This is a genomic window from Vagococcus sp. QWL-13 (genome assembly GCF_058683555.1).
Genome location: NZ_CM178746.1, coordinates 182,756 through 207,982, shown reverse-complemented (window position 1 = coordinate 207,982; position 25,227 = coordinate 182,756). Strand labels below are relative to the sequence as shown.

Below are 25,227 nucleotides of genomic sequence, written 5' to 3'. Positions count from 1 at the left end.
TTAATCTAAATCCTTTTTTGCAAACTGTGGAGCAAATTCAATGCTTCCAAAGGTGTCATCTCTAATAAATTGACCTTTTTCAGTGAATCAATTACGGACAATTCTTCCGTAGAGACTTCTGAAAACAAGGACAGTTGCCCTTCTGCCTCTGACTTGTCCTGCTCCTGTTTTTCCGCTTTATTTTTCGAGACAGCTGCCGGCTCAGCTGCTTCGAGGGCGGCTAAAATCGTACTGGCTCTTTCCAGTAATTCTAAGGGCAAGCCGGCTAATTTAGCCACATGGATACCATAACTTTTATCCGCCGGTCCCTCCATCATTTTATGCAGGAAGACGACTTCTCCATCTTTTTCCACCGCACCTACATGGACGTTCCGGAGACCTTCCAGAGTTTCTTCCAGTTGTGTCAGTTCGTGATAATGAGTGGAAAATAATGTTTTAGCTTTTACTTTGCGGTGAATAAACTCGATGATGGCTTCCGCCAGAGCCATACCGTCGTAAGTAGCTGTGCCTCTGCCGATTTCATCAAAGAGAATCAGACTTTGGGGAGTGGCATGGCGCAAGGCTTCATTTGCTTCCATCATCTCCACCATAAACGTGCTTTGCCCTGAAATCAAATCATCCGAAGCACCGATTCTTGTAAAAATCTGATCAAATATAGGCATTTTAGCAGATTGGGCCGGCACAAAGCAACCGATTTGTGCCATAATCACAGTCAGCGCCAATTGCCGCATATAAGTACTCTTTCCTGACATATTAGGACCGGTAATCAGCAAAATCGTAGTGTCTTTTTTCATCGTTACAGAATTCGGCACGTACTGCTGATGCCCCAACACCTTTTCCACCACCGGGTGACGTCCCTCAATCAACACTAATTCTTTCCCTTGAGGCATCATTTCCGGACGCACATACTGGTATTTCTCGCTGACAGCCGCAAAACTTTGCAGTACATCAATAGCCGAAAGGGCTTTGGCTAACTTTTGCAGACGGACAATGGCCTGTTTGATGTCCTCTCTTACTTTTTGGAAAAGCAAATATTCCAAATCCTGAGATTTTTCCTCTGCTTCCAAAATTAGACGTTCTTTCTCTTTCAATTCCGGTGTAATAAAACGTTCCGCATTGGCCAATGTCTGCTTGCGCTCGTAGCGGTTTTCAGGAATTTGATCTAAATAACTTCTTGTCACTTCAATATAATAACCAAACACTCGATTAAAACCTATTTTGAGCTTCTTGATTCCTGTTTCTTCCCGCTCCTGTCTTTCCATCTCAGCCAACCAGCGTTTGCCGTTTCTCATGGCATCGCGGTACTCATCCAGTTGAGAATCAAAACCTTCTTTAATCACATTGCCTTCAGTAATCGTCACAGGAGCTTCTTCATCAATGGCTGACTCGATTAAATCGACCACATCGCTGACAGGGTCTAAATCCAGCAGCAGCTTCTGCCACTCCCCTTGATTGATGCCCTCGATTAACTGACGAATGTGGGGCACTTGCTGCAATGACAGTTTCAACTGAAGTAAATCCCGGCCGTTTACTGTCCCAAAAGCAATCCGCCCCGCCAGGCGTTCCAAATCATAAACATTTTTTAAGCATTCTTGCAGATCGCTTCGTTCAAAATAAGCCTTCATCAGTGAATCAACGATATTTTGCCGCTCTTTGATTTGCGACAATTGAATCAAGGGCCGGTCCAGCCAGTTTTTCAGCAGCCGTCCGCCCATGGCTGTTTTGGTTTCATCCAACAGCCACAGCAATGTCCCATGCTTTTTTCCTGAACGAATCGACTGGGTCAATTCCAAATTGAACTTGGAATAGTGATCCAGCTTTAAAAAATGTGCCGGCTCATAACTTTCAGCTTTTTGTAGGTGTCCCAGACTTCTCTTTTGAGTCACACTTAAATAAGCCAATAAACGCCCGAGAACTATTTTTTGGAGATTGTCTGTCACATGTTCTGCCAAAAAGTTAATTTCTGTGTTCTCTTCACTGTCTTTTTGTTCAGAAAACAAAATATTCAAACGGTCCGTGAGTTTTTTCTGCAAACTCTCGGGGATATCGCTCCCTAAAACCATTTCCTTCGTCTGCAGGCTGCTGCACTCGTTCAGCACACTGTCTTCATCCGCCAGTGTACTGACTTTCAGTTCTCCTGTGCTCAAGTCGGCGTAGGCAAAACCGAATAAACGGGCACTCTCATCAAAGACGACGGCCGTCAGATAATTATTATCCTTTGAGTCAAGTCCTTTTGATTCCATCACTGTTCCTGGGGTGACCAGACGGACAACTTCCCGTTTAACCATCCCTTTAGTTGTTTTCGGATCTTCCACTTGCTCGCATATTGCAACTTTATAACCTTGCTCAATCAAAGTATCAATGTAACCTTGTGCCGAATGATAAGGTATCCCGGCCATCGGCACAGGATCTTCCGCATTGCGGTTCCGGCTAGTCAAGGTAATTTCCAGTATTTGTGATGCATTGACTGCATCTTCGTAAAACATTTCATAAAAATCTCCGAGTCGATAAAAGAGAAAGGCATCAGGATACTGTGCCTTGATTCCTAAATATTGTTCCATCATCGGAGTTAGTTTTGTTTTTTTCGACAAACCCTTCACTTCCTCATTCTCTTTCATGTCACTTCTTCAATTCTTTCTGATAACGCTGTTCCAGAGAATGATTGAGATCATTTTCCAGAAGGCGTGTCATGTGCTGCAGCAGATCATCGGCCAGTATCAGTTTCTCGCGGTAGGCGACCACTAAAGGATGTGTATCAAATGCCTGTGTGAGCTCATCGGCTTTTTTTATTGCTGACTGTTCCGCTACAGGTTTATCATAGTGAGAAAATGCCACTGCATTTTTCTGTTCTGCTTTTATTGCTTCAATCAGTTCTTGAAGATGGGGATGACTTTTTGCCTGCTGCTCAATCTTTTGATATCCCTGAATGACTTCGCTTCTGCGAAGCAAGTCCAACACCCCATCCAGAGCTTCTTCAATTGCAGGTTCCATTTGAAATTTTTCTTCTGAAGCTGTCATTCGTTTCGTGCCTCTCCCTTATTGGTTGTATGTCCTAGTTTTCCCTACTCATGCCACGGATGATCTTCGTTGATTACCCCATGCTCGATTCTTTCAGCTTTACCGGTTTTGTCATTTAATTCAATCGTACAATAAGACAAGATACTCCGTCCTTGTTCCACTACCTCAAAGCGGTGAGGAAGTGCTGTCATGAACTTATTGATGACTGCTTCTTTCTGCATACCCAGTATTCCGTCATAAGGTCCGGTCATCCCCACATCTGTCAAGTAGGCCGTTCCTTGCGGCAAAATCCTCCCGTCATTGGTCTGCACATGGGTGTGTGTCCCCACAATCGCAGAGACATGTCCGTCTAAGTACCAGCCCATGGCTTGTTTTTCACTGGTCGTCTCTGCATGAAAATCCAAAAATATAAACGGTGTGCGTTTTGACGCTTCATTGATAAGTTCATCAATTTTTTTAAAAGGGTCGTCTAAATCCACCATAAAAGCACGCCCTTGTAAATTGATTACTGCTAATTCCGAATGGTTAACCTTCACATAGACTATCCCCCGTCCCGGTGTGGTCCCTTCAGGAAAGTTGGCAGGACGGACCAGCTTAGGCGCCCCCTCAATAAACTCAAAAATAGCCGGATTGTCCCAGGCATGATTGCCTAATGTGACTACATCAGCCCCGTCCTGCAATATTTTCTTATAAATTTTCTCTGTGATTCCCCGTCCGGCAGCTGCGTTTTCCCCATTCACAATCGTTACCTGTGGTTTGATCTTGTGTTTCAAACGGGGCAAATACTCGCTGAGTGTCTGACGACCAAGTGACCCGACAACATCTCCAATAAATAAAATGCGCATTTACGCTTCCTCTTCTCTAATTATCCAATAGCTCTATTTTATCAATAATCAAACCTAATGAAAAGAAAAGGAGCAAAAGAAGTTTTATATCCCAAACACTTTCGCTACTTTAACCGATAAGCGCAACAAACTGACCGAATTTTAGCGGACACGGTGCTAAACTATCGGAAGATACACGATAAAATTATAAATCATGCTTACGGTAACCAGCTTGCAAGCGGCTTGGCTAGAACGTTACCCGACTATATTAAAAAAATTCGAAAAGAGAACTTTTCGAATTTTCCGCTTTATCCCACATCTAAAGAAAAAATATCTTCTGAAGCGTTGACTGCTTTTTCACTTATTTTCGGCATATCTTTTACTTTGTCCATGTTGGTAATAACTACCACGATTGTGGAAGATGTGTTTGTTTCTGCCAGTTGTTCCAAATCCATCACGGCTAATTTCGTTTCTGCTGTTACTTTTTGCCCTTCTGTGACAAAAATCTCAAAAGGTGCCCCTTTTAGTTCCACCGTATCTAATCCCATATGAAGCAAAATCTCAAACCCGGCAGTGGTTTCGATCGTAATGGCGTGCTTTGTCGGGAAAATACTTAAAATTTTACCTTCCACCGGGGAATAGACGTCTCCATCGGCAGGCTGGACTGCATAACCGTCACCCAGCAGTTTTTCAGAAAACACACCGTCTTCTACAGCGTTGATTGGCAGCAATGTTCCAGACGCCACAGCGTGAAAGACCGAAGATTTTTTATTTTTTTTAAACCTTTTAAACATAAGTGTTCCTCCGTTTTTGAAAGTTCTTTATTGGTCTATTATACGATATCTGTTGAAAACTACCAACCTTTTCCCTTTAAGTAATGTTAACTTGATAGTTTCTTATTTACTTAATCGTACGGACGATATGAACCTCTTTGCAGAACCCTCTCAATCCATTATAAATCCGTTTTGCCCGGGAATAATTCTGACATAGACCAAAGACTGTGGGGCCGCTGCCGCTCATCAAAGCTGCATCAGCTCCGTATTTTATCATCCGGTCTTTGATATCCCTCACCACCGGACGTCTTTCCATCGTTGCTTTTTCCATCGCATTGCCCACATAGGCAACCATCTTTTCATAATCCTGCTCAATGATTGCTTCTTTCAGTTTGCCGATGTCTGGGTGCTCCATTCCTTCCATTTTCAAACTGGCGAAAATTTTCTTTGTAGAAACGCTGAACTGGGGTTTCACCAAGACCACCCAGCACTGGGGCATGGGAGGCAATTTTTCTACAAATTCGCCTCTTCCGGCAACAAAAGCTGTCGTTCCGTGGACACAGTAGGGGACATCCGTTCCTACTTCAAATCCAATCTCACACAGGTCTTTTTTGCTCAACCCCAAGTCCCACAGGCGGTTGATTCCCCGCAGAGCAGCGGCTGCATCACTGCTGCCGCCTCCAAGTCCTGCGGCAACGGGGATGTTCTTCTTGATGTCTACGAACACTCCTTTGGTAATCCCCAGTTTTTCTTTTACCAACGAGAGAGCTTGATAGACATTGTTTTTTTCATCCACTGGAAGAAAGGTGGCGTTTGTCCGCACGATGATTTTATTTTGCGGAATTTCTTTAATCAGCAGTTTATCTGCCAAATCAACGCTGGCCATCACCATCTCTAACTCATGATAACCGTCCTCTTCACGTTTTTTTAAAACGTCCAGGCCCAGATTGATTTTAGCAGGAGCTTTTTCCATGATCTCCATCTTCTTCATCCTTAATCATTCAAATTTATAAGTATGATAACATATTTTGGGTTGAACATGAAAAAATAGGTGAAAATGGCCCCCTAAAATTGGTGAAGTCAGCTTTCTGTTGTTTTTTCAAGCAAAAAAAAACATTTGCAATGCACTCAGATTTTTTCTCATCCAAGAAATTAACGAGTGCCTAGCAAACGGCTTATAGATTTCTCATCTTCTTTGAAAAAGTTTGACTAATATAGAAAAATATATTTAGGCTGTATTAATTTTACAAACATCAAGTCCTATCTAGATTTTCCACACTATCTCCTATGCATCTTAGACTGGAAATAACCAAGGAAAACGTTGATATAACAACGTCCTTTTTTGTTTTGGTAGAAAATTGGAAAACTCACAACTATTGATTTAGTCTCTTTTGGGGTTAAATAACTGTGTCTTGAAGTATCCTATCTAACACATCGATTGTAGTTACTGACTGGTTTGGCACTTACGAGTATGCATTTTCTTAGTACTTTCTATAATTCCAAAGTAGCTGTTCAAACTCCACACCATCATCACTTCGAAATACAGTCAAACTTGTATTATCCAATAACCCATTGTCCCGAATCTGACTGATCTTCTTCCCACTAAGAATAATCAATAAACTAGTCAGCATAACCCCGTGACCGACGATCAAATAATTCTCTTTTGAATAGTCTAGCTGCGAAACAAAGGAAAGTCCGCGGTTAACCAGGTCTTCATAGTTTTCGCCACCAAAAGAACCGGGATCATATTCAGCTGGTTTAGATACTAAGTTAGCTAACTGCGGGTGTCCTTCTTTTTCAGCAATTAAAGTACCGTCCCATTCGCCAAAGTGAATCTCTTTCAAGTTGTCGTTGAGGGTTATTTTACCTGTGTCCTGACCCATTCCCGTTAAAATATGTTTGGCGGTTTCTTTGGCTCTTTTTTGCGGACTCGATGTGACTTGATCAAAAGAAGTTCCAGCTAGATAGCTCCCTAATTTTCTAGCTTGTTCAACGCCCTCCTGCAGTAATTCAGAGTCGACACTTCCTCCGTTAAACAATCGTTTTTGATTATTGGCTGTGACACTATGGCGAACAAAATATAATTTCGTCATTTTGATTCCCTCTCTTCTAAACCAAAAAGAACCCGAATAGGCTTCTGATTCTTTTCGGATTTATCCTGTTATTAATCTTCTGTAAATTTTTTTACGATGTCAATGACTCCTTCGCTGCCGGCCGTAACCCCAGTTGACACTAGTTTTTCGATTGGGAAAATCATTCTTCCTCCCAGCACCTCTAATAGCATCGGCAGATTAACACCAGAGATTGCTTGAATCGCGTACCCCTCGGCTAAAAGTAAAGCAACCGCATTTGAAGGGGACCCGCCAAATAAATCCACGAAAACAATCGTTGGGTATTCGTTATTGAAGCTTTTAATTTTTTCCTTTAAGGCTGCCACCAAAGAATCCAATGACATTTCTGGAGTAAAAACTAAGGTTTCAAAATTCTCTTGGGGTCCAATAATCATTTCGGCTGATTTTTTGATTCCCGTTGCGAATTCGCCGTGGGTCATTACTATAACATTACTCATATTGGTTTCCATTGTGCTTCTCCTTTATTTTATTTATTAGAATACATGCAGCAATGAGCCAATTGTACCCACAGCTATCAGGATCAATAACAATTTAATTACTGAAACATTTTTCTTATCGTGCAGATACCAAACCACCATCACCAAGACAAACGGCAATAGTCCCGGCATTAAGCCATCCACGATATCCTGCAGATTGGTTTTCGCTCCACCACTGCCCCAATTGATAGAGGTAGACAGGGATACAAACTGGGCAGACAGTCCACCGACAACGGTCAATCCTAAGATAGATAAGAAACCCGTCACCTTTTCAATCATAGCTGGTAAGAAGATTTCTGAATCCATAATCTTCATGCCTTCTCTAAAGCCAAACTGAATGCCCCAAAGACCAAAGCCTAAAGTAATCGCCGTCCAGCCTACCATGAAGATGATTGGCCCTAAGATGTTGCCGTCTAGGGCTAGTCCCATACCAAAGCTTAACAGCAGTGCGTTCCCTGTACTGGCAAAGAGTGAATCTCCCAAGGCAGCCATTGGTCCCATTAAACCGGATTTAATGGCATTAAACACATCATCGGGAATATCTTCCCCTTGTGCTTTTGAAACCTCCATCGCACAAACAGCACCAATTAACGGCAGGCCAATCGTTGGTTCCGTATTGAAAAAGGTCATGTGACGAGATAGGGCTCTCCCCATCTCTCCTTTGTCTCCATTGGTTAGTTTCTTCAATACTGGAACAATACTCCAGGCAAACGCTACATTTTGCATCCGTTCCCAGTTCCAGGCGGATGTATTCGACATAATCCAACGAACGCCAACCTTATAAATGTCTTTTTTCGTTACCTCTGTACTAGGCATTCTCGTATCCTCCATTGTCTTCTTTATTTAAGAAACTAATCATTGCTAAGGCAATTCCGATCAAAGCAACCGTGAAGATTGGAAGAGCTAAGGCAGTGACACAAATAAATCCTACAATAAAGTATCCCATCAAGCTCGGCTTCGTTAATAACATTTTTAGTAAAACGGCCATCCCTAATGCTGGGAGCATGCCGCCAATAACTGTAATAATATCTGTTAACCAATCTGGAATGACTGCTACGATGTCCTGAGCAGCAGAGGCACCAAAATAAAGAACTAAAAATGCTGGGACAAAACGCATAACAAAAGCGATAATTTGTGGAAGCCCAATAGTCATAAAGGTTAACTTCGCAACGTCTCCGTTCGCCGCGTACTCATCTGTTTTATGAACTAAGAATGAGTTGATGGTAGCGAACAATTGCCATACAAAGGTACCAATCAAGCCTAGCGGAACAGCAATTGATACCGCCATTTCAGCAGTAACTCCAGTTGAAAGAGCCAAAGCGGTTCCGACATAGCCGGCGATGGTTATATCAGAAGCCATTGCGCCACCTGGCGTAACTGCACCGATATAAAGGGCATTAATAGTAGCCCCAATAATTACTCCATTGGTGACGTTCCCCATGATAATTCCGACAATCAACCCAGCGACTAACGGTTTGCCAAATACGTGGTACGAGATTCCCTGTCCACCTAGCCAAGGTGTGGCGATCCAAGCTAAATAGGTGAATAGTGCGACTAAAATTGCTTGCATTAAGCTCATAGTGTTTCTCCTTTAGAATTTATTTACTGCTTGGCCAGGAACTGTTTGCATAAACACTTCGACTGCACCATTGCTGTTTAATTCTTGGATTGCTTGATAATTGTCATCATCTAAATGAACGGTTTGGGCATATTTTTTGCGTCCTGGAGCCATACCAACATTGCCCACATTCAATTTCCATTCACGACCTTCATTGGCATCGATAACTTTTTTGGCATTGATTGGTTCTTTCGTAATGAATAGGGTTTCATTTTCATCAAAATCACCGCAGCACTGCATCGCATCCTCTACACATTTAATTACTAATTCCACATGCTTCGGTGTTGCCATGATTAATGCCTTGGATACAATCGAATTATTTGCGGCAGCATCATCAATTACCACAATCCGTTTTGCGCCCAACTGCTTGATCCATGCAGTTACTACTTGTCCGTGTACCAGTCTGTCATCAATTCTAATAAACATATCCATTCTCCCTTTCGCTCTGTGAGCGCTTTTATTTATTATCACATTCACTTGTCAAGTTATTAGCTTGAATTAAGGTTCACAAGTGAATGCTATATATAAGAGATGCCTCATTGGTGAGCCACCTCTCATACGGTTTACTCGTCGTAAAGTGTTCGGCTTAACAGCTCGTCTTGAACATCCTTGTCTAAATTCACAAAGATAGCACTAAATCCGCTGACACGAACAATTAGATTCGGGTATTTCTCAGGATGTTTTTGGGCATCCTCTAAAATACCATGATCTACAATGGTGACCATCAAATGACAGCCGCCCTTTTTGAAATAGGTATTGAAAAGATATTTGATCTTCGTCCGGTTTTTGTTAAACATATTAGGTGTGAACTTAATATTTTGAACCGCTCCACCGTGGTATTTGGCATCAAAGGTTGCTAGCGAGTTCAAAACTGCCGTTGGTCCGCTTTGAGCTGCGCCGCCTTGCGGGTTGTTCGCTGGATTCATGAATTGTTCAGCATGTCGGCCGTCTAAGGAAGCGGAGGTTTCTCTGCCCCATTCAGTATTGGTCTGATTATTCGAAATAACAATCAAATAATACTGCATGCCTTTTTCAATCCCGCGGTCTCTAATCCCTTTTGCGACATATTCATAGAGATCATTGGCTAATTCGTCCACCTCTTGAATATCATTGCCGTATTTTCCTTGGCTCCACAGCTCTTCCCGAAGCGCTTCTTGGCCTGCGAAGTCATTAACAGCTGCAGCATTCAACTCTTTTAAGGTATATTTCTTTTCATCGAAAACCAGCTTCTTGATAGCATACAAAGCATCACTGGAATTGATGTTGCCATAGGTTTCATTGGTTCCGCCAAGGTATCGAATGCCGCCATCTAAAATGGCTTTGCCCCGGGCAATACAATCATCCATCAAAATCGAAGCAAACATAAAGGATACTTCTCGATTCATTAATTCATAGCTGTAATATTGTGCTTCAGTCGACAAGTCAAAGTAGTAATCCAATAGTTCCTTGTATGAATTGTAAAAATCTTCAAAAGATTCAAAATCTTCTGTCTTTTTAATACTTACCGGTCCCGATTTCTTGATCCCATCCATCGGATCGACCCCTTCATTCAAGGTCATATTCAGTAATTTCAAAAGATTCAACAAGGTGTTGGGTGTTCCCACACTTTGACCTTGAATAACAAACTCCCCACAACCAAATGGCACATATTGCTCCGCAGTTTTTTGATCTACCCGCATTCCGTACATAACGGAAGGCACATTGACTTCATCGTTATAAAGGGTTGGATAGGTTGCCCCTGCTCCGATACAGTCATAGGCCAGATCCATGATTTCTTCTGGCGTGTTCTTGTTAAAACGCAAGGTAAATTGTGGTTCTACATACTTGCAGTCCTTCGTTACCTTGATCGCAATTTTAGCGAAAATATCAGCGGCTTCCGGGTTCTTACGTCCATACCCGCCAACGATAATACGGCCATTTACTGTTGTCCGACGGTTTTCAATCAAGGCCCACAATGATTTCAAGTAGTCATAGGCATCCTCTTCGGTAATCGTGCCCTTTTCCAAATCATTCTTTAAGTAAGACCCTAAATAATCATCCAATCGACCATAGTTGATACAGCCAGCTAAGAGAGCATAGACCCAGATCATTTGCAGGGCTTGATGGAAGGTCTTCGGCGTGTCATAGGTGATGACCTTTAAGTCATTCTCCATCAACTCCAACTGCTGAATCCGTTTGTCAGAGGTTGCTTTGTTTTTCGCTTCAACGGCTAGTTCTCTTAAATGATCGCAAACTGTTTGGTAAAGATTCAAGGAATCAATCGAAGCCTTCAAGAATTCATTATTGCCTAATTCCTTCTGCTGCTTCAGGATGATTTCCTTTAGTCCTTCAATTCCATTATCCAAAAGTTTTGGATAGTCCAGCATCATACCACTCAAGCGGGCAGTAGCCATTAACGGCGCTGTTCCGTCGATGAATCGGCTGATAATATTCTCCTGCAGTACATCTCCGCAGTAAAGGGCTTTCACATCATGGTCTTCCCAATAATTATACAGCGCATCAACTCGAGCCTTTTCTTCTTCTGAGTCTAATTCGTCTTTGAACTTGGTCAGCTTATCAAACACACAATAGTGTCCTACACCGCCAAGAGAAGTCACGCAGCCAAAACCAATCGGTAGGAAATCCAGCCGGCCAGCGATTAAGTCAGTTGTCTCAATACTTCGAAATAAGGTTGGGTAGATGACCTGCAAACATTTGATTTCTCGAGCTTCTTTGGAAAGCCCACTTGATTCTCGGTGGGCCTTCGTATAAGCTTCCATGATTTCTAATTGTTCCAGCGGAGTTTTTTCACTTGGCAATTTGATACTGACTTCAACATTCTGAGCACCAGCAATACTTGCCTTTTTCATTTTAGTGTTTACCCCTTTCGGCTTCACGCCAGTTGTTTTGGTAGCCAGACAATAAATCAGTGAATCGTTTCGTAATATAATGAGGTCTAGTAATGGCACTGCCGACAACAACCGAATGAGCCCCTAAGTATAATACCTTCATAGCGTCTTCTGGTGTGTAAATGTGGCCCTCCATCATGACATACGCTTCATCCTTGAAGTCGCGACACATGCGGGCAAATTCACGGTAATCAGGACCTTCAATGTTTTTCGTTTCCTGAGTATAACCATATAATGTTGGTGCCACGATATCTGCTCCGTGGTCAATTGCCCAACGTGCTTCATCATAGTTAGTTACATCGGCAAAGATAATCGCTTCTGGAATTTCTTTTTTCAGAATAGGTAATAAATCCCGCGCAACTTTTCCTTCATGATTGATTTGAGTGGTACAATCTAGCGCAATGATTTCTGCTCCAGCATCCCAAACTGCCTGACAAGCTTCCAAGGTTGGAGTAATGAAAACATCTGTATCCTCATGCCAAATTTTCCATAAGCCGATCACTGGCATGTCCACGTTGTCTTTGATTTTTTTGATTTGCTCCGGCATGTTTGCTCTAAGGGCAACTGCTCCGCCCCATTTCGCACATTCAGCCATTTTTACTACCATATCTTCCGTGTAAATCGGCTCATCCTTTTGGGTTTGACAAGAGACAATCAAGCCATTGGCTAAAGAGTCCAGCAAGGCACGTTTTTTTGGATCATTTGTTTTCATTTCTCATTCTCCTTTAGTCTGTAGCAACTATATTTTTATATTTTTTGCCACCGTCGGGAACTTTATTGGTAATGATCGTTTCAAATTGATCAAAATACCCGAAGGTGCTTAACGCCGTTAATTTAAATTTCGAATCGTCTACTAATAGATAAGAGTGTTTGCTGCGGTTCAAGACGGCTTTCTTTATGCTGCCGATCTCCAGCTCGCTAGTGTATATTTCTCCCAGCTCAATATCCGCACCATTTGCACCAATAAAGGCTTTATCAAAGCGAAATTCCTTTAGCTGTTCAATCGTAGATGGCCCGTAGCAAATTTCGTGTTTTTTGCTGTATTTTCCACCTAGCATATACACCTCGACATCCAGCTGATTCAGCCGGGCTAAGAGAAAATAGCTGTTGGTGACAATCTTGATTTTTTTGTTGTGTAAATAGGGAATCATTTGAATCGGTGTCGTACCAGAATCCAAGAAGATCAGATCGCCATCGTTAATTTCTTCGGCTGCCAGTTCAGCAATTCGCTTCTTCGCTTCTAAATTGACACTTTCCTTTTCGAAGACGGGTCCTTCAGTTAAATCACTGATGGTTTCTTCCAGACCAACCTGGACGACTCCTCCTCGTTCACGGTCAACCTTTCCCTGATCTTCTAAATATTTCAGATCTCTTTGAACGGTTGATTTGGACACATTCATTTCCTTACAAAGACTATTGATGCTGATCATTGGTTGTGATTTTAAACGAGACAATATATAAAGCTGACGTTCTTTTGCTAACATGAAAAACTCTCCTTTGGGTTTTCTTTCTATTATACTAACTCGGAGAAGATTTTTCATCCTTATACATCCAATTGAATCATTTCAGGTCACATTGACCCAACGATACGACCACTAGCCGAAAACGTTTACTGATATTTCGCATCAATTACTTTGTACACTTAGTTTAACAGCTCACAAATGTTTTATCAAGTCTTTTTTGGTCTTTTTTAGTCATTTTAGGTCAAAATAAGTCATTTAGTATTTATTTACGAACTGTTTTCTAGTATAATGAGGCTAAGATACAACGAGGAGGAAGGAACATGGCGGAGGCACAAGGATGTATTTTTAACATTCAACGGTTTAGTATTCATGATGGACCAGGGATTCGAACCACGGTATTCTTTAAAGGCTGTCCTTTAAGATGTACTTGGTGCTCTAACCCAGAATCACAGCGCCGGTCCCCAGAGCCTATTTGGGATAATGTGAAAAAACAGGAAATTATCACTGGGGAATATTACACGGTGGATCAGGTAATGGAAATCATCCGGAAAGATCGTGACTATTACGAAGAATCCAGTGGTGGTGTCACGGTTACTGGCGGTGAGGTTTTAGCACAAAAGGAATTCGTCTTGGCCCTGTTGAAACGCTGTCGGGCGGAAAACATCCATACCGCTTGTGAAACTTCGGCTTATTCTTCTGAGAAAGATTTCCGAGAATTGATGGATCAGGTTGACCTGCTGATTATGGATATCAAACACCATAATAGTCAATCTCACAAACAAAAGACAGCGGTATATTTAGAAAGGATTCTGACTAACTTGGATCAAGCGATTGCGGCAGACAAAGAATTGCTTCTAAGAATTCCCATTATTCCAACATTTAACGATTCCCTTGCAGATGCCCAGGCCTTTGGCGAGCTGCTTAAGCTGCATCAGGTAAAAACAGTGGAACTGCTGCCCTTTCATCAATTTGGCAAGAGTAAATACCGCTACTTGAATCGAACCTATGAATTTGAAGGCGTGCCTCAATTGACCAGTAAGGATCTGATTCCTTATGCGGAAATCGTAAAGGATTTTGGCATTGACTGTTTGATTGCTTAATGACCTAAGCAGCCTTTTATAATACAAAGAACGCTTGACTCTATTAATACAGTCAAGCGTTTGTTTTGTTTTAAAATAAGTTCTAGTCTGTTATGCCTTTGGCAAGTGCTAAACAACCAACCGAAAGTAGAAGCATTGTCTTCCAAGTCTGAAGAAACTAAGCATCCCTCCAAATTAGGAATATGGAGAGTCTTCTTCCACAGCTATTCATCACCTACTGCACACACAAATTTGCTGCGCCCAGCTTTTCCATAAATTGTTTTAATTCTTTTTATTTCTCTTGGAAGGTCATTATTGTATCGCCAGCATTTTTGCGACCCACACTGTAGTCAAACTCTTTGAAGCTAGGTGAGTTCAGTACGACAACCATGACTGTTGTGTCATATCCTTTAGCCTCAAGCGTGGCGAAGTCAACCATTCCAATCGGCTCTCCTTGTTTTACCTTCTGTCCTTGAGAAACAGACAGATCAAAACCTTCCCCATTCAGATTCACTGTTTCAATCCCGATATGCACCAATACCTCTACCTCTCCGGCTGAGCACTCTAGTCCAATCGCATGTTTTGTGGGGAAAATTGACACAACCTTCCCTTCTATTGGTGAATAAAGCTGAATATCCTCTGGCTTAACCCCAACTCCATTACCCATAGCAAGCGAAGAAAAGACTGGATCCGCTACTTCGGTAATCGTCATTGCTGTTCCATTTACTGGTGAAACAACGGAATATGTAGGTGCACTCTTTTTGAATCGATCAAAAATTCCCATGAACGGCTCCTTTTCTTAGAGGACAGCTGGAACTGCCCATCTCAACAGTTTTCAAATTAAATACTTGCAGTCTTCCTTTCGCATGATTCGCATTTATTTTCAAACAATGTCTGCTTGCATTGGAGAAGAAACGAGAAGAAAAAACATTCACTCCATCATTCACAAAAATTTCCATTACTGAACGATCCAGAAACAGCTGCAGTTTACTAATTCCCTCGTCAAAACGGATCTGTCGTACGTCGGTAGTTCCCGTTGTCCAACTTTCCCGTTTCAAAGTCAACAAGCCTTCTTCTTTAGAAAAAGAGAAATCAAAACCTTTTTCTACCTCAAGGGCCACTTGGTCGCAACCATCGGGAAAATCAATTACTATTTCCACCTGCAGGGAAGATAGCTCTTGAGTCACGTTGTGATCAAACGCTTCGTCTACAATTCGATCCATCAATCGAAGCCTAGTCAATTCATCAACTGGCTGCTGCACTAACGTATTGCCTACCAATTCAAGTTTCCGAGGGATACTTAAATTGTGCACCCATTCCGCTGACTTGATGGTCGGAATATTCGCTTCTTTATCATCCTCCATAACACCCATCCAAGCGTAGAGAATGTTTCTCCCTTTACAATGGAAGGTTTGCGGTGCATAAAACTCAAACCCGCTATCCAGCTCTTGAAACTCCGTGTGCAGCAGAATGTCGCCAGCTTCATTGAAGTCGCACAAGAAGTAGCCTGATTGATGGCGATTCTGGAAACGATACACTTCTTTCTCCAGTCCCTACGGTGAGCAGATCAAAACAAATTGTCCATCGATCTCAATCAGATCAGGACATTCCAGCATGTAGCCAAAATCCTGCTGATTGTTTTCTCTAAGATGAGAGACCGGATGCCAGTTGATTAAGTCGCTTGAGCGATAAACCAGGATATCTCCCTTTAAGTCAACCGTTTGCGCTCCTAAGAACAGGTACCATTCTGATTCGCGGAAAGGACTTTTCATGATTTTTGGATCACGAACATGACGAGTATATCCTGTTGGATGATCAATGATCGGCCCTATTTTTTTAAAGGAAAAACCGTCCTCTGATATAGCAGCGCACTGATATAGCAGCGCACTGATAGCTTTCATTGACCCCATCATTGATGACATTGCCCGTGTAAAACAGGTATAATTTCCCTTCATGCTCAATAGCACTTCCTGAATAAACGCCATTCTTATCAAACCAAGAATCCGGCTCCAGCGCTATTTCTGCCCGTTTCCAATGAACCATGTCCTCCGAATAGACATGGCCCCAGCTTTTGTTGGCATGGGTAAAGCCTTTAGGATTCACCTGATAAAAAACATGATAAATTCCTTGGTAGTTAATCAGACCAACAGGGTCATTCAGCAGTCCGTATTCTGGTGAAATATGATAGCCTAAATAATCTGGATTCATTTGCTGCATGTTGTTTTTCTCCTATCTTTGCTTCAGCATCTTGTCGCTATAGCCAAACATGTAAGTCAGAACAAAGGCTACTGCAATTGAAATGACATTTACCAGCAAATACTGGAATAGCTGACCATTTAAATAAAGCAAGGTCCCAGGAATTACGGTGATCGCCATTCCCGTACCGGCAAGTCCCATCAGGCTAGCCACAAAACCACCAACAGCTCCACCAATCAGTCCCATAATAAACGGCTTGATGTAGCGCAAGTTCACCCCGAAGATCGCTGGTTCTGTGATTCCTAATAAGGCAGACAGTGCAGATGGAAAGGCTAACGCTTTTAGCTTAGCAGACTTCGTTTTCACTCCTACGGCAATGGCTGCTCCGCCTTGAGCGGCAATCGAGCAAGTAATGATCGCGTTAAAGGCATCGCTTCCTGTGTTGGCTAATAGCTGGACCTCCAGGAAATTGAAGATATGATGCACACCTGTTACTACAATCAATTGATTTAAAAACCCTAGAATCAAGCCAGCTAAACCAAACGGCAAGCCCAGAATCGCTTCGGTTCCATTTAGTACAATTGTTTCCAAGGAATGGAAGATCGGTCCAATAACCATCAATGAAATGACACTCATGATTAGCAGCGTCACAAACGGTGTAACTAATAAATCAAAAGTATCAGGAACTATTTTACGCAATTTCTTTTCTAAATTGGCGCCGATAATGCCGCTGATGAAGGCTGGCAGAACGGTTCCCTGATAGCCAACAATCGGAATGAAGTTGAAAAATATAAGCGGTGTAGCATCCCCCGCAGCCACACTATAGGCATTTGGTAATACCGGATTAACCAACATCAATCCTAGAACAATCCCGATCACCGGCGACCCGCCAAATACTCTAAAGGTGGACCAAGCAATTAATGCTGGTAAAAAGGCAAAAGCTGTGTCGGTCAGAATCTGAGTATACATCAAAAAGTTTTCGCTGATTGAATCAGGTGTCATACCAAAAATAGCTAAAATTTGCGGTTGAGTAACCAAGCCACGCAGTCCCATGAATAAACCTGTGGCTACTAATACCGGAATAATTGGAACAAAGACATCCCCGAACACCCGAATCACTTTTTTGATTGGATTCTGGTGATCCTCTTGCGTCGCCTCATCTTCCGTCGTGTTACTCTCCGCCAAACCCAGCTGCTGATTCACTTCACTAAAGACCTTGTTTACAGTTCCCGTTCCGAGAATAATTTGATACTAACCGGAATTGAAGAAGGCTCCTTTAACTTTGTCGATATCCTCTACTGTGTCCTTATCAATCTTTTCTTCGTTTTTTACAATCAACCGCAATCTCGTTGCGCAATGTGCCACTGAAGAAATATTGCCCGATCCTCCAACAGCTGTGATAATTTCAGTTGCAATCCGTTTATTTTCCATTCCTTTTTTCCTCCTCAGAATAACAATTCTTCACTAAACCTCTTATTGTGCCACGTTTCACAAATAAAGGAATGATAACTGAACAAAAATCCCAATTGGCCGGTCACTCATACCTATACTATTTAGAGCTTCTTGCGGTAGCGGTCCCTCATTTAATTTCTTTAGGTATAGCTCATATAGAAAGGGGTTTCAAGTCTTTTTTTCTATTTTGTGCTTTCTCTTTTGATAATGGTTGTCTCAATCAGTGTTTTTCGAGGGATTGCGCTTTGGTTAATCAAGGCTTCTATTCGCTGAGCTGCTGCAATACCAACTTCGGAAAAATGATAATCTACTGTTGTTAATGTTGGCGATACCTGCTCACCTATGCTGTAGCCGCCAAAACCGGCAAGGGATACCTCATCGGGAATCGCTATTTCCAGTTCACGAGCTACCTTCATGAAGCCCACTGCGATATTGTCAGTGGCACAGATAATCAAACAATTTGCATGTTTTTTTAACACAGAATGTCCCAACTGATACGCATCATCAATGTCAAAGGTTGTTTCATAAAACGAAATATTGGCAGCCTGGTATTTTTTTAAGGCATCCTGTATACCGAATTTTCGTTCCTTGCCGACAGATACATCTTTTTCTGAGACCCCTACGTAAACAATTCCTGTATACACGGTATCCTTGATTAAAGACTCCGCTAAACGATAAGCTGCCTCATAATCATTATGGGTTACACAGTACAGACTCTCATCATATTGTCCCACAATCAAAACAGGGACACCGACTGATTGAATGGCCTCAATATGTGCATCGGTAATTTCCGTCGCAATTAAAATGATGCCTGCAACCTTATTCTTTTCCAGACTATAAATCGCATCAATTTCATTTTCAGCAGTTTGCTTGGAATTGACAATCAGTTTTTGATATTTTTTTGAGAAGTTGTACTCATCAATCCCGTCCAAAATTCCGATGGTAGCAGCCGAATCGAATCGCGGAATGATCACACCGATAAAGCTGCTGTCGCCGCTTTTCAAATTTCTGGCAAAGTCATTCGGCGTATAATTATGCTTTGCGATGGCGTCTTCGATTTTTTTAGCGGCTGCTGGACTGACATATCCTTGATTTAGATACCGTGAGACGGTACTCTTTGAGACGCCGGCCTCTTGGGCGATAAATCTAATTGTGACCATATTCTTGCTCCCTCCATCAAAGCTACTACGAGTTTATCACAGATCAACTTCTATTTGTAATTCAAATAATACTTGTGGTACTCGGGTTCACTTTATAAAAAGAGTATTCAACTGGAAAAAAAATAAGCCCGTGACAAAAAATATCACAGGCTAACGACTAAATGATGTAACTAAAGTTAAACTCTGTTTGGCTCCAGTTCTACTTTCTTGTCCGTCTTTTCTCCCTTTAAAGCAAAAAAGTAAGTTAGAGTAAAGGCAATTCCCATGCTGATGGCACAACCGATTAATACATTGATTAAGTTCATAGAATTCGACGGATCAATAAACAATGGCAAGGCCGCAACGCCTGGTGTAGCAAAGGCGAAACCAACGACGCCTGTTCCGATGACATATGCTCCTCCACAGGCTGCGCCAATCAACGAGAAGTAAAAGGCCTTCTTGTTTTTCAAGGTAACCCCATACATCGCTGGTTCAGTAACACCAAATAGTGCGGTGATCCCGGTAGATGCAGCTAGAATCTTCAAATCTTTGTCCTTGGTTTTCAGCATAATGGCTAAGGTTGCCGCGCCTTGAGCCAAATTCGAAACCACTCCTACTGGCATGAAGAAATAGTCAAAGCCGGATCCTGCGATACTTTGCAGTACACTTGGATAAAAGGCATAGTGCATCCCGGTGATAACAATCGGTGCCAAAGCAAACCCAAAGACCCCACCTGCGATAATGCCATTCGTCCCAAACAACCAAGAAATTCCTGCTTCCAAATAAACACTGGCATAAGTGGCGATCGGTCCTAAAACAACCAACTGAAGCGGAGCCACGATTAACAGGGTAACCATCGGAACCACAATCATCGTCAGCATTCCTGGAATTCGTTTGTCAAAGAAGCGGTAGATATGACTTAAACAGTAAGTTCCTAAAATAATCGGAATTACCGAAGACGTATAGTTCACGATCAAAACTGGCAATCCGAAGAAGGAAATCGAGTTCATGGCCCCCGCCTCAAAGGCGTTAACAATCGTTGGGTAAAGCATACACCCTGACAACCACAAAGCTAGATAGGTGTTGACCTTGAACTTATTCGCTGAAGATACCGCCACTAGGAACGGCAGGAAATAAAACGGTGCATCGGCAATTAAATTCAAGACTTCCAGTGTTTCAGAACCAGTTGATACCACATTCAAAAGTAATAGAATAGCAATAATTCCTTTAAGCATCCCGGCGCCAATAATAGCTGGCAGAATCGGAGTAAAACAACCGGAAATCGTATCGATCATTAAATTGAAGATATATTTGACACTTAATTTTTGCTTCTGTTTTGGTGCTGTGTTTAGACTCTGTTCCGAACCGCCGCCGACAATTTTTTCGATTTCAGCAAAGTAATTATCCACCTCGCCGCCAATAATTACCTGGATTTGATCCCCTTGAACATTGGTACCGACGACTCCTTCAATCCCATTGATTTTCTCTAAATCGGCCAATTGATCATTGTTCAAATTAAACCGCAGTCTAGTCACACAATTCCATGAACGAGTAATATTTTCCTTGCCACCCAAATAATTGATAATTAATGCTGCTTTTTCTGCGTAATTCATTCTTTTCATCTCCTTGCTGTTTTTGTTTGATTGATTAAATTCTTTTTACCCCAAACTAGCTTTAATGAACAAACTCACCTTCCTTTTTTGTAATACGCATGTCTTAGCAATTCCCCAGAGCATCCCTCCACTTTTGTCCTTCTTCAACTAATAAAAAAACTTCCAGACACACCTATCCTATATGAGTTCATATAAGACCAGGTGATGCCTCGAAGAGTAACAATCCTTAGTCAATATTCAATTCAATTATTTACCACGTACCAGCTATTCAACAGGTGACTACCTGTAAAACTGATCCATGCTCGTTTACCCAACATATTGTAACCGCTTTTTCTATACTCTTATTTTACGTCTTCTTGGTGCTGATTAAAATAGTTGGCGCCAAATTTGCGCAATGATCAAAAACCGCGATCATCATCTCATTAAGACTCCTCACCCTTGACACTCTGAATGATTCGGTGAATGTGCAGCATTAAGTAAAGCTGTTCATCCTCACTCAACACCCAATCTCTTTCCCGCTGAAATAGAAAGGCAATCTTACGAACAGTCTGGCAAACCTGGGGGAATTCTTTTTTGAAAAGCTGAGAAATGGCCCGGTTTTCATTGGATAACGCCGTTGCTCTTTTGTCATTGGGAGAAGCTCTTAACAGCAGCAGATGCGTCTTCAAACGAGTAAAGGCGCCCTCGTTGGTAGAAAAGTCAATCTGATAATCCTGTTCGATGATCTTAATGGTCGTCGCTAAAATCTTCGTACCCTTCAAGGTATTTTGCATATCAAAAGCAGAGGCTTCAGCATTCACAATATGCAGAGCAATGCTGATGGCTTCACTGTAGGGCAATTCAAGCTGCAGCTGTCGTTGTACCATTTTCAACCCGATTTCACCAATTCTTACCTCTTCTTCATAAAGTCGTATCACTTCAGACATGAGAGGATTATCCAGCTGCATATTATTTTCGTAGCGATGAATCGCAAAGGTTAAGTGGTCGGCTAAAGTCATCACTAAATTGGGATTCAAATACTTGTTGATTCTGCTGCTGGACAATTCTGTGATCTTAGAAGCAATCTGCAGAATTTCCTCGGGGATACTGTCAATTAGATTGAGATACTGCGGGTCAACGTCATAAAAAAGCTTCTCAATCTTTGTCTGATCGCTTAACTGATAAGGGATTTTAGGAAAGCCCACTCCGGGACCAAAAACGATGACCTGCTTTCCTGTTGTATCTAAGCCAATGGCCACGTTGTTATTGATCTTCTTAATGATTTGCATGGTGCATTTCTCCTTTAATCAGCCCAGGATTACGTCGTTTGTGGTGACCTCCTTGTCTAAGCTGGGTTTCGCTTTTGCGCTGAGATTCCCCTTAGTGACAATCACCATCGTCGTTAAATCAACTGTATCAGGAATCACTTTTTTGTTCAATCGGATAATTGGCTCGCCATGCTTGATCTTGCTGCCTATTTCTTTTAATGCTTCAAACCCTAATCCCTTTAGCTCAACGGTATCAATTCCAATATGAATCAAGAGTTCTCTTTCTTTGCTTTCGATCCCAAACGCATGGTTGGTTTCTGCAATCATTACCAAAGTGCCGTCCATCGGTGAACAAATCACTTCTTCTGTTGGCATAACCGCTACACCGTCGCTTAGCATTTTGCCAGAAAACATAGCATCGGGTACCTTAGTAATATCGATACACCGTCCCTTTACTGGGGCGTAAATATCCTGATCTCTTCCAAATAGTGCTTTAAACATTTTTTTCTCCCTTTCGAAAATTTTTGGATGTTTTCCTGTTTTTATGTCTAGATCCAGCTTTAAAACTCAGCTAACAATTATAAATTTGACCAATCAGCTTGTTAAACGTTCTTTTCTCCTGTTGGCTTTCTGCCTCAGCTGCACTGGCTGGTGAAGGGCTGAAGTCTAATCCCCTTACCTTCAGCAGCTTTTCCAGACGTTCAAAGTTTTCCAAACCAACAGCATTTCTTTCAATTACACCAAAATTCAAAATCTTTATGAGACAATTTTTGCTTAACAAAAATTCAATTTTATCCAGCACTTCCTCTACAGTTGATCCTAAGGAAGATAATTCCTTCACAACGATCACATCACCCTGTTGCATCTTCTTAATCTTACGGTCGATATTTTGTATCCGTGAATCTAAACACTGATTGTACACCTTTGATACCCCCTTACCAGAATGGCTGAATGTCAACGGACATGTTCGCTTTAGCGTTAGTCATTTCTCTTAACCGCTTCCATTAATTATCAAAATCAAGGAGACCATCCTAGGGGATACCTCCTTTGAAGAGTTCAATTATTCATCATTGGTCAGTAAAGATACGCGGTACATTCCTTCTTTAGCCGCATGCTCAAAGGCTTGTTGAATATCTTTTTGCGGATATTTCACTTCGATTAGCGGCGAAGGATCAATCAGTCCGGTATTCAATAACTTAGCTGACAGATAGAAGTCTTCCATCTCAGCAGCATAGGCCCCGATTAAATCCAACCGGCGATAATGCAGGTCATTGGAATCGATAGATAGTTCTGGTTTTGGATAACCAGCTGAAAAGTAGAGAATCTGTCCGTCGCGACCTTTGATCATTTCCAAAGCTTGTGCATTGGCACCAGTAGCACCCACAGCCATGATGATCGTATCGGCTTTTTTACCATCGGTTACTTTTTCAATAAACTCAATTGGGTCGGTTACCTTGGCATCAATCACCTCAAACCCCAACTCGCGCGCCTTAGCAATCTTTTTGTCTAATAACTCGGAAATATAAACCTTTGAACCATGTAGACGAGCCACCATAGCATTCAGAATACCCATCGTACCAGCACCAATGACGACGACGATATCACCCAATTGATGCTTCAGTTTCTTTTGGGCGCAGACAACAGTTGCCAACGGTTCAACGAAGCCACCAGCAGAAGGGTCTAACTTCTTGCTTAACTTCACCAATTCCATCGTGTGGCGAACGGCATAGTCGGCAAAACCGAAAAATGCTGTCCCACCTTTAAAGGCCATTAACTTTTTCGCTTCGGTACAGAGGTTAATTTCGCCTTTTTTACAATATTCGCATTTGCCGCAATGGTTGTAAATCGCTGCTACTCGATCACCGACTTCGAACTCCACCACATTTTTTCCCTTTTGAATAACAATTCCGCTTCCTTCGTGCCCACCAGCCATCGGGTATCCCTGATGTTCCCGTAAACCCAGCCACTGAGTATAGTCCGTCGTACAGATGTTGCAAGCCTCTTGTTTTACTAGCACCTCATCGTCTGTAATTGCTCGTAACGGCTCCTCGTGAACCTCAGCTACGCCCTTTTTAACAAGTACACCATACTTGAATTTATCTGGAATCATTTTGTTATACCTCCTAGGATTTATTCAGCCAATTTTAAAATATTGATAACATCCTGCTTTTCTAAGCTTTGCAAGCCGCCAACATTGCCGTCTTTGGTACATTTTTCAGCTAATTCTTCAATTCTAGTTGCATCGATATTAGCCGCTTGAAAGCTCGTCGGCAGACCAACTGCTTTAAAATACTCCGTCATGCGTTCAATTCCCAGCAAAGCAGTTTTTTCTGGATGTTGATAATCCAGATCCAGGTTCCATACTCGTACCGCAAATTGGGCGAAGCGCGGAACATCCGTCTTGTAAACATACTTCATCCAAGCCGGAAAAACGACGGACAAGGTTGCTCCGTGAGCCAAGTCAAACATGGCGCCGATTTCATGACCAATCATATGAGAAGCCCAGTCTTCGGTTCGACCCGTTCCTAATAGATCGTTATGAGCAATCGAGCCGGCCCACATCAAGTCTGCCCGTGCATCGTAATCTCTTGGGTTCTGCATAACCTTGTCAAGACTGATGATGACCGTCTTCATGGTTGCTTCGCAGAGACGATCGGTGAACTCGACATTTTTAGTCGGGGTAAAATAGCGCTCAATCACGTGACTCATAATATCGATGCCCCCTGCTGCAGTTTGGAATTTAGGCAGTGAGTAGGTAATTTCCGGATCAAGAATCGAGAATTCCGGTCGAATCAGCTGACTGTGCATCGGGCGTTTGTACATGCCGTCTTCATTAGTAATCACCGCACCGTCACTGGATTCACTGCCGGTAGCCGGGATCGTCAAAATTACTCCTAATGGCAGATAATCTGTAGGCTCCGCTTTGCCTTCGTAGAAATCCCAAACATTGCCTGCATACTTGCTACCGATAGAAATGGTTTTCGCCGAATCAATTACACTGCCGCCGCCAACCGCCAGAATCCAATCGATCTTTTCTGCTTTACACAGGTCAATCCCCTTTTGAGCAAGACCTAAGCGTGGATTGGGCCGCACACCGGTTAACTCAAAAATTTCACAGCCATTCTTGTTCAAAATCTCCATGACCTTTTCATGTAGACCAATTTTCTCAATCACGCCGTCGCCATAGTGATGAAACAGCACTTTCTTACCATAGGTTTTTACCTTCTCGTTTAAGGCCTCAACCGTGTTCTTACCAAAAATGATTTCCGTTTTGCATTGAAACACAAAATTTTCCATGTTCTTTCCCCC

At 42.2% G+C, this 25,227-nt stretch carries 24 protein-coding genes and 2 pseudogenes; 1 reads left to right on the top strand and 25 read right to left on the bottom strand.

Annotated elements, in window-relative coordinates; genetic code table 11:
- Positions 1 to 5: 5 nt before the first annotated feature.
- The 13 genes from mutS to AC4PHI_RS01025 all read right to left on the bottom strand — a co-directional run bounded on the left by mutS (position 6) and on the right by AC4PHI_RS01025 (position 13,213).
- The gene (mutS, locus tag AC4PHI_RS01085) at positions 6 to 2,591 is read right to left on the bottom strand and encodes a DNA mismatch repair protein MutS (protein WP_492200488.1); all 2,586 of its coding nucleotides are present in this window, start codon (positions 2,589 to 2,591) and stop codon (positions 6 to 8) included.
- A 28-nt stretch (positions 2,592 to 2,619) separates the two neighbouring features.
- Entirely contained in the window at positions 2,620 to 3,018 is a 399-nt protein-coding gene (locus AC4PHI_RS01080; protein ID WP_492200487.1) for a YlbF family regulator, read from the bottom strand.
- A gap of 44 nt (positions 3,019 to 3,062) precedes the next feature.
- Positions 3,063 to 3,863, bottom strand: coding sequence for a TIGR00282 family metallophosphoesterase (locus tag AC4PHI_RS01075; protein ID WP_492200486.1), 801 nt, complete (start codon positions 3,861 to 3,863; stop codon positions 3,063 to 3,065).
- Positions 3,864 to 4,150: 287 nt separating this feature from the next.
- Positions 4,151 to 4,636, bottom strand: coding sequence for a PTS sugar transporter subunit IIA (locus AC4PHI_RS01070; RefSeq protein WP_492200485.1), 486 nt, complete (start codon positions 4,634 to 4,636; stop codon positions 4,151 to 4,153).
- A 106-nt stretch (positions 4,637 to 4,742) separates the two neighbouring features.
- The gene (gene ispE / locus AC4PHI_RS01065; RefSeq protein ID WP_492200484.1) at positions 4,743 to 5,597 is read right to left on the bottom strand and encodes a 4-(cytidine 5'-diphospho)-2-C-methyl-D-erythritol kinase; all 855 of its coding nucleotides are present in this window, start codon (positions 5,595 to 5,597) and stop codon (positions 4,743 to 4,745) included.
- Between the two features lie 499 nt (positions 5,598 to 6,096).
- Complete coding sequence (locus AC4PHI_RS01060; RefSeq protein WP_492200483.1) at positions 6,097 to 6,708, bottom strand: histidine phosphatase family protein; 612 nt, start codon at positions 6,706 to 6,708, stop codon at positions 6,097 to 6,099.
- Positions 6,709 to 6,779: 71 nt separating this feature from the next.
- Positions 6,780 to 7,196, bottom strand: a complete 417-nt coding sequence (locus AC4PHI_RS01055) for a PTS sugar transporter subunit IIA (RefSeq protein ID WP_492200482.1) — start codon at positions 7,194 to 7,196, stop codon at positions 6,780 to 6,782.
- A gap of 24 nt (positions 7,197 to 7,220) precedes the next feature.
- Entirely contained in the window at positions 7,221 to 8,039 is an 819-nt protein-coding gene (locus AC4PHI_RS01050) for a PTS system mannose/fructose/sorbose family transporter subunit IID (protein ID WP_492200481.1), read from the bottom strand.
- Positions 8,032 to 8,802 (bottom strand): PTS mannose/fructose/sorbose/N-acetylgalactosamine transporter subunit IIC, encoded by a 771-nt coding sequence (locus tag AC4PHI_RS01045; protein WP_492200480.1) that lies wholly within the window; start codon positions 8,800 to 8,802, stop codon positions 8,032 to 8,034. The genes AC4PHI_RS01050 and AC4PHI_RS01045 overlap by 8 nt, the downstream gene beginning before the upstream one ends.
- A gap of 12 nt (positions 8,803 to 8,814) precedes the next feature.
- Positions 8,815 to 9,267, bottom strand: coding sequence for a PTS sugar transporter subunit IIB (locus AC4PHI_RS01040; RefSeq protein WP_492200479.1), 453 nt, complete (start codon positions 9,265 to 9,267; stop codon positions 8,815 to 8,817).
- A 137-nt stretch (positions 9,268 to 9,404) separates the two neighbouring features.
- The gene (locus tag AC4PHI_RS01035; RefSeq protein ID WP_492200478.1) at positions 9,405 to 11,690 is read right to left on the bottom strand and encodes a pyruvate formate lyase family protein; all 2,286 of its coding nucleotides are present in this window, start codon (positions 11,688 to 11,690) and stop codon (positions 9,405 to 9,407) included.
- Between the two features lies 1 nt (position 11,691).
- A complete protein-coding gene (locus AC4PHI_RS01030; protein ID WP_492200477.1) occupies positions 11,692 to 12,441 on the bottom strand; it encodes an N-acetylmannosamine-6-phosphate 2-epimerase in 750 nt (249 codons plus the stop codon).
- A gap of 13 nt (positions 12,442 to 12,454) precedes the next feature.
- On the bottom strand, positions 12,455 to 13,213 hold the full coding sequence (locus tag AC4PHI_RS01025) for a DeoR/GlpR family DNA-binding transcription regulator (protein WP_492200476.1): 759 nt from the start codon (positions 13,211 to 13,213) through the stop codon (positions 12,455 to 12,457).
- Positions 13,214 to 13,512: 299 nt separating this feature from the next.
- Here AC4PHI_RS01025 and AC4PHI_RS01020 point away from each other — a divergent pair, with 299 nt between their 5' ends.
- Positions 13,513 to 14,292 (top strand): glycyl-radical enzyme activating protein, encoded by a 780-nt coding sequence (locus AC4PHI_RS01020; RefSeq protein WP_492200475.1) that lies wholly within the window; start codon positions 13,513 to 13,515, stop codon positions 14,290 to 14,292.
- Between the two features lie 271 nt (positions 14,293 to 14,563).
- On the opposite strand, the gene AC4PHI_RS01015 is transcribed toward AC4PHI_RS01020, so the two are convergent.
- The 12 genes and pseudogenes from AC4PHI_RS01015 to AC4PHI_RS00960 all read right to left on the bottom strand — a co-directional run bounded on the left by AC4PHI_RS01015 (position 14,564) and on the right by AC4PHI_RS00960 (position 25,215).
- A complete protein-coding gene (locus tag AC4PHI_RS01015; RefSeq protein ID WP_492200474.1) occupies positions 14,564 to 15,055 on the bottom strand; it encodes a PTS sugar transporter subunit IIA in 492 nt (163 codons plus the stop codon).
- Entirely contained in the window at positions 15,042 to 15,494 is a 453-nt protein-coding gene (locus tag AC4PHI_RS01010; protein ID WP_492201507.1) for a GH32 C-terminal domain-containing protein, read from the bottom strand. Before AC4PHI_RS01010 ends, AC4PHI_RS01015 begins: the two co-directional genes overlap by 14 nt.
- A gap of 87 nt (positions 15,495 to 15,581) precedes the next feature.
- A pseudogene (locus tag AC4PHI_RS01005) lies at positions 15,582 to 16,172 on the bottom strand (glycoside hydrolase family protein); the annotation flags it as partial.
- Positions 16,108 to 16,488, bottom strand: a complete 381-nt coding sequence (locus AC4PHI_RS01000) for a hypothetical protein (RefSeq protein ID WP_492200473.1) — start codon at positions 16,486 to 16,488, stop codon at positions 16,108 to 16,110. The gene AC4PHI_RS01000 and the pseudogene AC4PHI_RS01005, both read right to left, overlap by 65 nt.
- 30 nt (positions 16,489 to 16,518) lie before the next feature.
- Positions 16,519 to 17,898, bottom strand: a pseudogene (locus AC4PHI_RS00995) (sucrose-specific PTS transporter subunit IIBC); the annotation flags it as partial.
- Between the two features lie 203 nt (positions 17,899 to 18,101).
- Positions 18,102 to 19,079 (bottom strand): LacI family DNA-binding transcriptional regulator, encoded by a 978-nt coding sequence (locus AC4PHI_RS00990; protein ID WP_492200472.1) that lies wholly within the window; start codon positions 19,077 to 19,079, stop codon positions 18,102 to 18,104.
- A gap of 176 nt (positions 19,080 to 19,255) precedes the next feature.
- Entirely contained in the window at positions 19,256 to 20,671 is a 1,416-nt protein-coding gene (locus AC4PHI_RS00985; protein ID WP_492200471.1) for a PTS transporter subunit EIIC, read from the bottom strand.
- Between the two features lie 422 nt (positions 20,672 to 21,093).
- On the bottom strand, positions 21,094 to 21,939 hold the full coding sequence (locus AC4PHI_RS00980; RefSeq protein ID WP_492200470.1) for a PRD domain-containing protein: 846 nt from the start codon (positions 21,937 to 21,939) through the stop codon (positions 21,094 to 21,096).
- Between the two features lie 18 nt (positions 21,940 to 21,957).
- Positions 21,958 to 22,419, bottom strand: a complete 462-nt coding sequence (locus tag AC4PHI_RS00975; protein ID WP_492200469.1) for a PTS sugar transporter subunit IIA — start codon at positions 22,417 to 22,419, stop codon at positions 21,958 to 21,960.
- Positions 22,420 to 22,489: 70 nt separating this feature from the next.
- Positions 22,490 to 22,840 carry a recombinase family protein gene (locus AC4PHI_RS00970; protein ID WP_492200468.1) on the bottom strand — a complete coding sequence of 117 codons (351 nt, stop codon included), beginning with the start codon at positions 22,838 to 22,840 and terminating at the stop codon, positions 22,490 to 22,492.
- Between the two features lie 138 nt (positions 22,841 to 22,978).
- Positions 22,979 to 24,028: a zinc-dependent alcohol dehydrogenase gene (locus AC4PHI_RS00965; protein ID WP_492200467.1), complete on the bottom strand. Its 1,050-nt coding sequence runs from the start codon at positions 24,026 to 24,028 to the stop codon at positions 22,979 to 22,981.
- A 20-nt stretch (positions 24,029 to 24,048) separates the two neighbouring features.
- Positions 24,049 to 25,215, bottom strand: a complete 1,167-nt coding sequence (locus AC4PHI_RS00960; protein WP_492200466.1) for an iron-containing alcohol dehydrogenase — start codon at positions 25,213 to 25,215, stop codon at positions 24,049 to 24,051.
- Between the last annotated feature and the right edge of the window lie 12 nt (positions 25,216 to 25,227).

What these genes read in the sequence shown, in the direction of transcription:
- ispE (WP_492200484.1), bottom strand. Translation starts at nt 5,597, where the DNA reads ATGGAGATCATGGAAAAAGCTCCTGCTAAAATCAATCTGGGCCTGGAC.
- AC4PHI_RS00990 (WP_492200472.1), bottom strand. Translation starts at nt 19,079, where the DNA reads ATGGTCACAATTAGATTTATCGCCCAAGAGGCCGGCGTCTCAAAGAGT.
- AC4PHI_RS01075 (WP_492200486.1), bottom strand. Translation starts at nt 3,863, where the DNA reads ATGCGCATTTTATTTATTGGAGATGTTGTCGGGTCACTTGGTCGTCAG.
- AC4PHI_RS01050 (WP_492200481.1), bottom strand. Translation starts at nt 8,039, where the DNA reads ATGCCTAGTACAGAGGTAACGAAAAAAGACATTTATAAGGTTGGCGTT.
- AC4PHI_RS01045 (WP_492200480.1), bottom strand. Translation starts at nt 8,802, where the DNA reads ATGAGCTTAATGCAAGCAATTTTAGTCGCACTATTCACCTATTTAGCT.
- AC4PHI_RS01055 (WP_492200482.1), bottom strand. Translation starts at nt 7,196, where the DNA reads ATGGAAACCAATATGAGTAATGTTATAGTAATGACCCACGGCGAATTC.
- AC4PHI_RS01010 (WP_492201507.1), bottom strand. Translation starts at nt 15,494, where the DNA reads ATGGATCGAATTGTAGACGAAGCGTTTGATCACAACGTGACTCAAGAG.
- AC4PHI_RS01070 (WP_492200485.1), bottom strand. Translation starts at nt 4,636, where the DNA reads ATGTTTAAAAGGTTTAAAAAAAATAAAAAATCTTCGGTCTTTCACGCT.
- AC4PHI_RS01080 (WP_492200487.1), bottom strand. Translation starts at nt 3,018, where the DNA reads ATGACAGCTTCAGAAGAAAAATTTCAAATGGAACCTGCAATTGAAGAA.
- AC4PHI_RS00965 (WP_492200467.1), bottom strand. Translation starts at nt 24,028, where the DNA reads ATGATTCCAGATAAATTCAAGTATGGTGTACTTGTTAAAAAGGGCGTA.
- AC4PHI_RS01000 (WP_492200473.1), bottom strand. Translation starts at nt 16,488, where the DNA reads ATGCAGCAAATGAATCCAGATTATTTAGGCTATCATATTTCACCAGAA.
- AC4PHI_RS00985 (WP_492200471.1), bottom strand. Translation starts at nt 20,671, where the DNA reads ATGAATTACGCAGAAAAAGCAGCATTAATTATCAATTATTTGGGTGGC.
- AC4PHI_RS00975 (WP_492200469.1), bottom strand. Translation starts at nt 22,419, where the DNA reads ATGTTTAAAGCACTATTTGGAAGAGATCAGGATATTTACGCCCCAGTA.
- AC4PHI_RS01060 (WP_492200483.1), bottom strand. Translation starts at nt 6,708, where the DNA reads ATGACGAAATTATATTTTGTTCGCCATAGTGTCACAGCCAATAATCAA.
- AC4PHI_RS01020 (WP_492200475.1), top strand. Translation starts at nt 13,513, where the DNA reads ATGGCGGAGGCACAAGGATGTATTTTTAACATTCAACGGTTTAGTATT.
- AC4PHI_RS00980 (WP_492200470.1), bottom strand. Translation starts at nt 21,939, where the DNA reads ATGCAAATCATTAAGAAGATCAATAACAACGTGGCCATTGGCTTAGAT.
- AC4PHI_RS01025 (WP_492200476.1), bottom strand. Translation starts at nt 13,213, where the DNA reads ATGTTAGCAAAAGAACGTCAGCTTTATATATTGTCTCGTTTAAAATCA.
- AC4PHI_RS01040 (WP_492200479.1), bottom strand. Translation starts at nt 9,267, where the DNA reads ATGTTTATTAGAATTGATGACAGACTGGTACACGGACAAGTAGTAACT.
- AC4PHI_RS01035 (WP_492200478.1), bottom strand. Translation starts at nt 11,690, where the DNA reads ATGAAAAAGGCAAGTATTGCTGGTGCTCAGAATGTTGAAGTCAGTATC.
- AC4PHI_RS01030 (WP_492200477.1), bottom strand. Translation starts at nt 12,441, where the DNA reads ATGAAAACAAATGATCCAAAAAAACGTGCCTTGCTGGACTCTTTAGCC.
- AC4PHI_RS00960 (WP_492200466.1), bottom strand. Translation starts at nt 25,215, where the DNA reads ATGGAAAATTTTGTGTTTCAATGCAAAACGGAAATCATTTTTGGTAAG.
- AC4PHI_RS01015 (WP_492200474.1), bottom strand. Translation starts at nt 15,055, where the DNA reads ATGGGAATTTTTGATCGATTCAAAAAGAGTGCACCTACATATTCCGTT.